This is a genomic window from Microbispora sp. NPDC049125, from assembly GCF_040802045.1.
Classification (GTDB): domain Bacteria; phylum Actinomycetota; class Actinomycetes; order Streptosporangiales; family Streptosporangiaceae; genus Microbispora.
This window is the reverse complement of sequence record NZ_JBEZDW010000061.1, coordinates 18871-28400: the sequence shown is the minus strand read 5'-3', so window position 1 is coordinate 28400 and position 9530 is coordinate 18871. Positions and strand designations below refer to the sequence as shown.

Below are 9530 nucleotides of genomic sequence, written 5' to 3'. Positions count from 1 at the left end.
TGCTCGCGCAGCCCCACCTCCAGCATCACCTGCAAGAACCACGCCCGATCATGACAGGACTGCCGGTAGGCCGCCTTCAACACCTCCACCGTGTCATACCCCGACACGGTCGCCACGTTGATGCCCGCCAGCACCCGCGCCAACTCCGCCCCCGGCGGCAACGCGGCCAGCCCCTCAGGAATCGGCACCCCCGGCCGATCCTCCCCCCAACCCCCCAACCACCCACCACCACGACAAGCCACCGACTCAGCCACCGGCTCAGCCCCACAGTCGGCCACCAACCCGGCCTCGGAATCGGCCACCGGTTCATCCACAAGCCCCGCCGCAGGAGTCTCCATCGGCCCGGCCACTGGTTCGGTCCCAGGCGGCACCATCGGCCCGGCTACCGGCTCGGTCACGGAGGCCGCTATCGGTTCGGGTGCAGGTCCTGCCACAGGCGGGGGCACCCGGTCGACCGGGGAGCCGGCCACGGCTGCACCGCTATAAGCATCGAGGCCGGGCAGGGGCACCGGCTCAGCCTCGGCTGTGCCAGCAGAGGAACCGGAGCACCGATCGGCGGCCACCGCCGAACCAACAAGGGTGAAAGGACGCGCCGCGGCGGGACGGCCACCAGGTGCCCAGCCGGCCGACTGAACAGACGGCGACCCCGGCAGCCGAGCCGACGAAGACGACGAAGACGACGAAGACGACGGCGAAGATGCAGACGGAGCTGACACGGCGGGCACCCCCTGACCGGCAACGAAAGCGACAGACTGCCTCCCGATCGCCCGGACCGGGAACCCCTCAAGCAGACTCAGCTACTCATCACACGGCGCATGGCCCACAACGGCCCGCCAACTAAGCTCACCTGTAACGGCTACCCCCACCCTATATCGAACACACGCTCGACGCAACTCTACGTAGCCACTCCCACGAAGAGAGTAAGCGCCGACCCGGCTTCGGGAGTCGCCTGTTCAGGGACGGCTACGGCGAAGCCAGGTGTAGGCGGCGAGGCCAAGAGCGGGCCATAGCAGCGACTGAGCGGCAAGAGGCGGCAGTTCCGCGATCAATGTCCCATGGTGGGCGTCGCGCATCCACGTCATCACGGGGACCCCGACCCAGCGCGTCCCGGAGGCGCTGATCAGCAACATGGCGAGGTAGCCCAGGACGAGAGCCAAGGTCGAGACGGCCGGCGAAGGCAAGATCGGGCGGCTCGTCAGCGCTCCGAGGGCCACCCCCGCGATGACGGAGAGCAGGTGCAGCCCCACGCCTATCAGGACGACCGTCAGAGTGGGAGAGCTCGACAGGCGGGCGAGCAAGGCGATCTCGGAGATCGTTGCCAGGGCCAGTGCGAACGCGGCCGCTGCCAGCAGTCCGCCGGCGATCTCCCGGCGTCCGATGGCGGACAGGGAAATCATGCGCTGCTCGTCAGGCTCGGTGTCGAGCAGCCCGCGAACCGCCCAGGCGAACACAGGGAGGAGCATCGCGGCCGAGTCGGCCGTGGCCCCAAGCTCCTGACTCGCCGGGATGGGCGTCGCGTACAGGATGGCCAGCAGTGGGAGCAACCCGATGAGGGGCTGAAACGCACGATGCGAGCGCGCGTACGCGGCCAGACGGAACCACGTCAGGGCGATCAACTGGGATCCTCTCTGAGCACCGCGATCTCGTCACGTGTACGCGTCTGGGTCGTGTCGCGTGGATGCGTGCCGGCCCTACGGTCTGTGGGCTCGGCCATCCCACCACGCAGGTCCGTCCGCGGCGTGCCGCGTAGGCACACTCTGGTCGCGCGGTGTGCGGGTGCCGGCGTGCCGCGTAGGCACACCCCGGCCGCACGGCGCGCGGGTGCCGTGGTGGCGCGTAAGCACACCTCAGTCGTACGGCGTGGAGGTCCCGAAATGCCGCCGAGCGGGTCGCCGCGCCTCGCGAGGGCGCGGCCTGGAGGGGAGATGCGGCTGGAACGGTACGTCACTTGGCCGCCTCGCGTGCCGTCCGGACGGCGTAACCCTCGGCGCGGAGGCGATCGGCCAGGTCGGCGGCCTTGGACGGCGGGACTTCGACCTCCAGCACGGTGAGGGGCGGCTGATGGGAGGAGGCGACGCGGTCCGAGGGCTGGGCCGGGAGCTCCCTGACGCTCCGGTTGTGGACCTCCCATCGGCGCAACCCCGGGAACGTCCGCAGGTCGCCCTGGTGATCGCTCACGACGACGATCCCGCCTCTGGCGGTGACCTCTCCGATGAGGGCGGGCAGCCCGGCACGTGTGGCGGTGTCCAGCCCGGCGAACGGCTCGTCGAGGATGAGCAGCCCCGGCTCGCAGAGCAGGGCCTGGGCGAGGCCGACCTTCTGCGCGCTGCCCTTCGACAGGTCCGGCAGCATCTGGCCGAGCAGGTGCTCCATGCCCAGCCGTTCGGTCCACTCGCCGATCGCGTGCGGGTCCGTTCCACGGATGGCGGCCATGTGCCGCAGGTACGCGGCGACCGTGAAGGGCTGGGCCGCGGGAAAGCGCTCAGGGGCGTATCCGACGACGCCTGGACGATCCTCGATCGCGCCCTCGACCGGTCTGAGCAGGGAGGCGAGCAAGCGCAGCAGGGTGGACTTGCCCGTGCCGTTGGGGCCCACGACCTCGACGGCGTCGCCTCGGGAGAGGGCCAGGCTCACGCCGGACAGGACCCACGGCTCCCGCCGCCCATAACGGAAGGAGAGGTTGGCGACCCGCATAGTTCTCGGAGCCTAGCCGGATATCCCCGTCCACGTGGCGACATTTCGTGATCATCGTGACTCGCTTTTGCCGTGCGAATACCTCCAGAATGAGCAAGCGGATCAGAAGGCCTGGAGGAGTGGATGAATCGCTTTCCACGCGTCATGGGCGTACGGCTGGGTTATGACCCCGATCAGGTCGACGAGCTGATCCGCCGGATCGAGCAGACACTCGGTGTGGGCCCGCTCGACGGTCCTGCGGTGACCGCCGAGGACATCCGTTCGGCGAAGTTCGCCGTAAAACTCGGGGGTTACAACGAGACGGCCGTCGACTTCGCGCTCGACGCGTTCATCGTGGCGGTCGAGGCCAGGGCGGGCCTCTTCGCGGCGGCGTCCAGCGGAGACGTCGCATCCAGCGGAGACGTCGCATCCGGGGGAGACGTCGCATCCGGGGGAGACGCGCTCAGCCGGTCCCGTACGTCTGGTGTGCTGGCGGAGGCTCCGACGGCAGAGGAAGGCCGGCACGGGGCGGTGATGTCGCCGAGTCACCGGACAGAGGTCGCCGGCCGGCTCTCGGAGATCGGCGGCTCCGACATGGATTCGGACACCCAGCCCGTGCCTCCGGCACACATGGTGCCTGCCCCGAGGGCCCAAGCGGGTGCGGACCCCGAGGCGGGTGCGGACCTCGCTCATACGACCACCGGCAAGGGAGCCGGCGCGGGGGTCGGCGCAGGGCCCGGCACGGGGAGCGAGATGAAGACCAACGCAGGGCCGGGCGCAGGAATCGGCGCACAGTCGTCCGGCGCCGGAGCGAATGAAGGACTGCGCGATGGATCCGTCCCGACGCCTGAGGGACATCCGGCCGGCGACGACTCTGGACAGGCCCCGGCTCGGGAGACGCCCGCTTCGCGACACGGACTCCCCATGCCGGGCACAGGATCAGAGCGTGCGGACACCGGCGTCCCCCAGGCCGTTCCGGATACGGAAGAAGGATGGGTGGAAGCGCAGGTGACCCGGATCGAGCGGGTGGCATTCCGGCCGGGCAGGCTCGGCACGGGCTACCGGGAGGACCAGGTCGACGCCTTTCTCGACCAGGTGGTGGCCACCCTCCGCGGCACCACCGAGCGCCCCGTCACCGCCGCGCAGGTCCGTGAGGTGACGTTCGCGACCGTGGTGTTCCGGCCCGGGTACGCGATCGGGGAGGTCGACGGCTTCCTCGCGGAGATCGCCGACGTCCTCGAACGCCGCCCGTGACGCCTCGCGGCCGGTGAGCCGGCGGGCTGGCGGAGGCAACAGTACGAAAAAGGAATAAGTACCCGTTTCCTCACCTGATGCTCCACGATGGTGACCATGCTTCGCAGACCAACCCCCCTGACGACCTCTGCCACGGCTGCCCTCGCGGTGGCCGCGTCTCTCATCGTGATGGTGCCTGGAACGTCCTCCGCGTCTTCCAGCTCCACCTCCTCCTCCGCGGCTGACGCGTTCACTCCCGGCTCGTCCGGTCTCGGTGACCCGTACTTCCCGCACGCCGGCAACGGCGGTTACGACGTCGGCCACTACGACCTCAAGCTGCGGTACGACCCGAAGTCCGACCACCTGAGCGCCACGGCGACGATCACCGCGACCGCCACCAAGAACCTTTCGCGCTTCAACCTCGACTTCAGCGGACTGAAGATCGGCGCGATCGAGGTGAACGGCAAGCGGGCCTCCTACCAGCGCAAGGGCCAGGAGCTCGTCATCACGCCGAAGCACGGGCTCCCGTCCGGCGAGAAGTTCACCGTCGAGGTGGCCTACTCCGGGAAACCGAAGGCGATCAACGACGAGGCGCTCGGCCTCGAAGGCTGGATCACCACCAAGGACGGCGCGACCGCGGTCTCCGAGCCGGACGGCGCCCGCAGCTGGTTCCCGGCCAACGACAACCCGCAAGACAAGGCGACCTTCACCTTCCGCGTCTCCACCCCGGCAGGCGTCACGGTGCTGGCCAACGGCGAGCCCAAGAATTCCGGGATCGTCGGCGTCCGGCACGGCTGGACCACGTCCAGGTGGGAGATGAGCCAGCCGATGGCCCCCTACCTCGCCATGGTGGCGATCGGGAAGTTCAAGGTCAGCGAGGGCACCGTCAACGGCGTGCCGAACATCACGGCGTACGACCCCACGCTGGCCAAGCAGTCCCAGTACCTCCACCGGACCACGGCCAAGGCGATCCAGTGGGAGTCGAAGGTCTTCGGCACCTACCCGTTCTCCTCGACCGGCGGCATCGCCGACGTGCTCAAGGTGAGCTACGCCCTCGAGACCCAGGGGCGGCCCGTCTACGACATGGCGCCAGGCGACGACCTGGAGATCGTCCATGAGCTGGCCCACCAGTGGTTCGGCGACAGCGTGGGCCTGAAGAGCTGGAAGGACATCTGGCTCAACGAGGGCTTCGCGACGTACGCCGAGTGGTTGTACCAGGAGCAGCACGGCGGCCCGTCGGCGCAGAAGACCTTCGCGAACTACTACAAGAAGAAGGGCGACTTCTGGAAGCTGAAGACAGGTGACCCGGGCAAGGCGGGCATGTTCGACTGGAACGCCGTCTACCTCCGGGGCGCGATGACCCTGCACGCGCTGCGCACCAAGATCGGCGACGACACCTTCTTCTCGCTCCTGCGGACGTGGGCGGAGGACAACCGCCACGGCACGGTCGTCACCCGGGACTTCACCGACCTCGCGGAGAAGGAGTCGGGGCAGGACCTGGACGCCCTGTTCGACGCCTGGCTGTACCACGCCGCCAAGCCCAAGCTCTAGCCGATGACGCCGACCAGCCCGGCCGCCCTGACCGCGATGAGCCCCGATCCGTGCTCGGCGTCGTAGTCAGGGACGGCGGGGCCGTGATGTCGGAGCGTGCGCCGGGAGGTGGAGGTAAGAGGTGGCGGCCGTGACGCGCGTGGCCGTGGCGCAGCTGTCCCTCCAGGTGGCACGTGCGGCGGGCAACCGTGCCGCCGCGGAGGCCGCGGTGGAGGAGGCGGCCGCCGCCGGGGCCCGGGTCGTGGTGCTGCCCGAGCTGGTCAACAGCGGCTACGTGTTCTCCGGGGCCGGGGAGGCGGAGGCGCTCGCCGAGCCGGCCGACGGACCCACCGTGACCGGCTGGGCGCGGCTGGCCCGCGCCCACGACCTGGTGATCGTCGGGGGTTTCTGCGAGCGGGTGGACGGCGGCGTGAGCAACAGCCAGGCCCTCGTCGACCCGGCAGGCATCCGCGAGGTCTACCGCAAGGTCCACCTTTGGGACGACGAGCAGGACGTGTTCGTGCCGGGCGAACGGGCCGCCCCTGTCGTGGACACCGCCGTCGGCCGGATCGGGATGATGGTCTGCTACGACCTGGAGTTCCCCGAGTGGGTGCGTGCCTGCGCCCTGGCGGGGGCCGACCTCCTTGCCGTCTCCACCAACTGGCCGTCGGCGCCCGTGCCGATCGGGGAGCGCCCGGTCCTGGTCGCGTACGCTCAGGTGGCCGCGGCCGGCAACCGCATGTTCGTCGCCGTCGCCGACCGGTGCGGGGCCGAGCGGGGCGTGAGCTGGGTGTCCGGCACGTCGATCATCGGCCCGGACGGCTACCCGCTGGCGGGGCCGGTGCTCCAGGACCGTCCGGCCGTGCTGGTGGCCGACTGCGATCTGACGCGAGCCTGGGACAAGTCGACCGGCTCGCGCAACGACGTCCACCGCGACAGGCGCCCGCACCTGTACGGAGGCGGGGACGGCAGCACTCCCGGGGTGGAGACGAACCCTGCGGCGGAGCCGGTCATCAAGCCGGTCGCGAGACCGGCCGTGTGAGCGCAGGCGGCAAGATCGGCGACGAGAGCGGTGACGAGAGCATGGACACGAAGGGAAGGCGCCGGTCATGACCGAACCTCGGGGGCCCGTCGACTCGGGCCTGATGGAGGGCGGCACCCGGCTGGTCACGGTCGGCGGCGACCACACCATCGCGCTGCCGCTGATCGTCGATCTGTCGGTGCCGATGGTGAGCGGGATGCCGGTCTACCCCGGCGACCCGGCCGTGGAGATCGCGCCCGCACTCACCGTGGCGGCCGGGGGCGTGAACGTCCTCGGCCTGCATCTCGGGTCGCAGTCGGGCACCCACGTCGACGCGCCGTTCCACATCGACGACGCGCTCCCCACCCTCGACGACCTGCCGCTGGAGCGGTTCGTGGGCCCCGCTGCGGTGGTGGACGCCCGCGGGCTGCCGCCCCGCTCGCCGATCGGCGCGGGTCTCGTGGCCCCGTGGCTACGGCCAGGAGTGATCCTTCTCGTCGCCACGGGGTGGTCGGACCAGTGGGGCACCGGCGGCTACCTGGAGCATCCGTACCTGGCGGCCGAGGCGGCCGAGTCGATCGCGGAGGCGGGCGTGCGCACCGTCGGCGTCGACGCGCTCAGCGTGGACCCCACCCCGGCCGGCGACCTCCCGGCCCACCGGGCGCTGTGCGGCGCGCACGCGGTCATCGCGGAGAATCTGCGCAACCTCGGCGTCCTGATCGACGCCCAGGCGGCCGGGCGTCCCATCGAGGTGTCACTGCTGCCGCTGCGCATCCAGGGCGCCGACGGCGCCCCGGTGCGGGCGGTGGCACGCGTCGGCTAACGGCGGCAGGGGGGGCACGCGCCGGGCCGGAAGCGATACGTGGTCGCGGTAGCGTGCCTGAGCTGCCGCCGACGGTCTGCGCTCGCGCGCGTGGGTCAGCGGGTGCCCCACGAGTAGGTCTGCTTGTGCAGCTTGAGGTAGACGAACGTCTCCGTCGACCGCACGGTGGGGATCGCCCGGATCTTCCCGAGGATCTCCAGCAGGTGGCTGTCCCCTTCGCAGACGACCTCGACCATGATGTCGACCGAGCCGGCGGTCAGCACGACGTAGTCGATCTCGTCTATCGACGACAGCTCGTCGGCGACCGTCTCCAGGTCGCCCTCGCACTTCACCGCGATCATCGCCTGGCGGGGGAAGCCGAGCGTCAGCGGATCGGTGACCGCGACGATCTGCATGACCCCGAGGTCGAGCAGGCGCTGCACGCGCTGGCGCACCGCGGCCTCCGACAGCCCGACCGCCTTGCCGATCGCGGCGTACGGCTTGCGCCCGTCCATCTGGAGCTGCTCGATGATCTGTTTGGAGATCTCGTCGAGCACCACCGGCCCACCCTTGGCGGCCGCGCGTACCTTTGGCGGAGTCGTCATCCTCGGGGGGTGTCCTTCCTGGGCGAAACGGGGGGACCTCGCCGTACCGGCCGCCTGTTACACGGCCGTTTTTGACATGTTGCGATCGTGGTCTGACATGTTGTCAGCTGAGTCGCCCTTGTCAAGCGATTCCGTAGCGATTTGGTATCTTAGCCACGAATTCCCTTGTTCTTGTCTCTTTTGTCTGCCAGAGTCGCGACAACTCACGACCCCCAGGAGGTCAGCGGTGACCATCCGTCTCCAGAACTTCGTGAACGGGAAGTTCGTCGACGCCGCGAGCGGCCGTTTCTCCGACGTCGTAGACCCTACGACCGGAGAGGTCTACGCCCAGGCACCGGTATCGGGCCAGGAGGACGTCGACGCCGCCTACGCCGCCGCGACGGCGGCGTTCGAGACCTGGGGCCAGACGACGCCGGGCGAGCGCGCCGGGCTGCTGCTGAAGATCGCCGACGCCGTCGAGGCGCGCGCGGACGAGATCAACGACGCCGAGTGCCGCAACACCGGCAAGCCCCGCGCCCGCATGGCGGAGGACGAGACCCCGGTCGCCGCCGACCACTTCCGCTTCTTCGCGGGGGCGGCCCGCACGCTGGAGGGCCCGACCGCCGGTGAGTTCCTCGCCGACCACACCTCGGTGATCCGGCACGAGCCGATCGGCGTCATCGGCCAGGTCACCCCGTGGAACTACCCGATGATGATGGCGGTCTGGAAGATCGCCCCCGCCCTCGCGGCGGGGAACACCATCGTGCTCAAGCCGTCCGACACCACCCCGGCGTCCACGCTCAAGCTCGCCGAGATCATCGGCGACGTCCTGCCGGCCGGCGTCTTCAACGTCGTCACCGGCGACCGCGAGACCGGCGCGCTGGTGGTCGGTCACCCCAGCGCGAGCATGGTCGCCATCACCGGCTCGGTCGGCGCCGGCATGGCGGTCGCCAAGACCGCCGCGGACGACGTCAAGCGCGTCCACCTGGAGCTCGGCGGCAAGGCCCCGGTCGTCGTCTTCGAAGACGTCAAGGACATCAAGGCCGTCGCCGAGGGGATCGCGGGGGCGGGCCTGTACAACGCCGGCCAGGACTGCACCGCCGCCACCCGCGTCCTCGTCCACGAGAGCATCCACGACGAGCTCGCCGCCGCCCTCACGGAGGCCGCCGCCGCGACGAAGCTGGGCGGCCTCGACGAGGAGGACGCCTACTTCGGCCCGCTGAACAACCCCAACCAGCTGGCCCGCGTCGAGGGCTTCCTGGAGCGGGTGCCCGAGCACGCGACCGTCCTCACCGGCGGTCACCGCGTCGGCGACAAGGGCTACTTCTTCGCCCCCACCGTCGTCGACGGCCTCCGGCAGGACGACGAGATGATCCAGGACGAGATCTTCGGCCCGGTCATCACCATCCAGACCTTCACCGACGAGGCGGACGCCCTGGCCAAGGCCAACGGCGTCAGGTACGGCCTGTCCGGCTCGGTGTGGACCTCCGACCACGGCCGCGCCATGCGGATGTCCAAGCGTCTCGACTTCGGAGTCGTCTGGGTCAACACCCACATCCCGTTCGTCTCCGAGATGCCGCACGGCGGCTTCAAGCACTCCGGCTACGGCAAGGATCTTTCCGTCTTCGGCCTGCACGACTACACCCGCGTCAAGCACGTCATGCACTACATCGGCGAATAGGCTCCC

The 9530-nt window shown here is 70.0% G+C and carries 9 protein-coding genes; 5 read left to right on the top strand and 4 right to left on the bottom strand.

What is annotated here, in order from left to right; genetic code table 11:
* The 3 genes from AB0B72_RS38460 to AB0B72_RS38450 all read right to left on the bottom strand — a co-directional run.
* Nucleotides 1-188: hypothetical protein (locus AB0B72_RS38460; protein WP_367744568.1), on the bottom strand; the 188-nt coding region annotated here is incomplete at its 3' end.
* A gap of 765 nt (nucleotides 189-953) precedes the next feature.
* Nucleotides 954-1616: a hypothetical protein gene (locus AB0B72_RS38455; protein WP_367744567.1), complete on the bottom strand. Its 663-nt coding sequence runs from the start codon at nucleotides 1614-1616 to the stop codon at nucleotides 954-956.
* 328 nt (nucleotides 1617-1944) lie between these two features.
* Nucleotides 1945-2694, bottom strand: a complete 750-nt coding sequence (locus tag AB0B72_RS38450; RefSeq protein WP_367744565.1) for an ATP-binding cassette domain-containing protein — start codon at nucleotides 2692-2694, stop codon at nucleotides 1945-1947.
* Between the two features lie 123 nt (nucleotides 2695-2817).
* Here AB0B72_RS38450 and AB0B72_RS38445 point away from each other — a divergent pair, with 123 nt between their 5' ends.
* The 4 genes from AB0B72_RS38445 (at nucleotide 2818) to AB0B72_RS38430 (ending at nucleotide 7280) form a co-directional block, all read left to right on the top strand.
* Entirely contained in the window at nucleotides 2818-3927 is a 1110-nt protein-coding gene (locus AB0B72_RS38445; RefSeq protein ID WP_367744563.1) for a DivIVA domain-containing protein, read from the top strand.
* 96 nt (nucleotides 3928-4023) lie between these two features.
* Nucleotides 4024-5457, top strand: coding sequence for a M1 family metallopeptidase (locus AB0B72_RS38440; protein WP_367744562.1), 1434 nt, complete (start codon nucleotides 4024-4026; stop codon nucleotides 5455-5457).
* A gap of 130 nt (nucleotides 5458-5587) precedes the next feature.
* Entirely contained in the window at nucleotides 5588-6478 is an 891-nt protein-coding gene (locus tag AB0B72_RS38435) for a nitrilase-related carbon-nitrogen hydrolase (RefSeq protein WP_367744561.1), read from the top strand.
* Between the two features lie 103 nt (nucleotides 6479-6581).
* Nucleotides 6582-7280 carry a cyclase family protein gene (locus AB0B72_RS38430; protein ID WP_367744571.1) on the top strand — a complete coding sequence of 233 codons (699 nt, stop codon included), beginning with the start codon at nucleotides 6582-6584 and terminating at the stop codon, nucleotides 7278-7280.
* Between the two features lie 95 nt (nucleotides 7281-7375).
* Here the strand turns inward: AB0B72_RS38430 and AB0B72_RS38425 are convergent, their stop codons facing one another.
* Entirely contained in the window at nucleotides 7376-7864 is a 489-nt protein-coding gene (locus AB0B72_RS38425) for an Lrp/AsnC family transcriptional regulator (protein ID WP_367744559.1), read from the bottom strand.
* Between the two features lie 226 nt (nucleotides 7865-8090).
* On the opposite strand from AB0B72_RS38425, the gene AB0B72_RS38420 reads away from it, so the two are divergent.
* Nucleotides 8091-9524, top strand: a complete 1434-nt coding sequence (locus AB0B72_RS38420) for a gamma-aminobutyraldehyde dehydrogenase (protein ID WP_367744557.1) — start codon at nucleotides 8091-8093, stop codon at nucleotides 9522-9524.
* Nucleotides 9525-9530: the final 6 nt, after the last annotated feature.

Bases quoted from the DNA above. Each gene is read 5' to 3' on its own strand.
- AB0B72_RS38450 (WP_367744565.1), bottom strand. From the start codon at position 2,694: ATGCGGGTCGCCAACCTCTCCTTCCGTTATGGGCGGCGGGAGCCGTGG.
- AB0B72_RS38445 (WP_367744563.1), top strand. From the start codon at position 2,818: ATGAATCGCTTTCCACGCGTCATGGGCGTACGGCTGGGTTATGACCCC.
- AB0B72_RS38440 (WP_367744562.1), top strand. From the start codon at position 4,024: ATGCTTCGCAGACCAACCCCCCTGACGACCTCTGCCACGGCTGCCCTC.
- AB0B72_RS38430 (WP_367744571.1), top strand. From the start codon at position 6,582: ATGGAGGGCGGCACCCGGCTGGTCACGGTCGGCGGCGACCACACCATC.
- AB0B72_RS38425 (WP_367744559.1), bottom strand. From the start codon at position 7,864: ATGACGACTCCGCCAAAGGTACGCGCGGCCGCCAAGGGTGGGCCGGTG.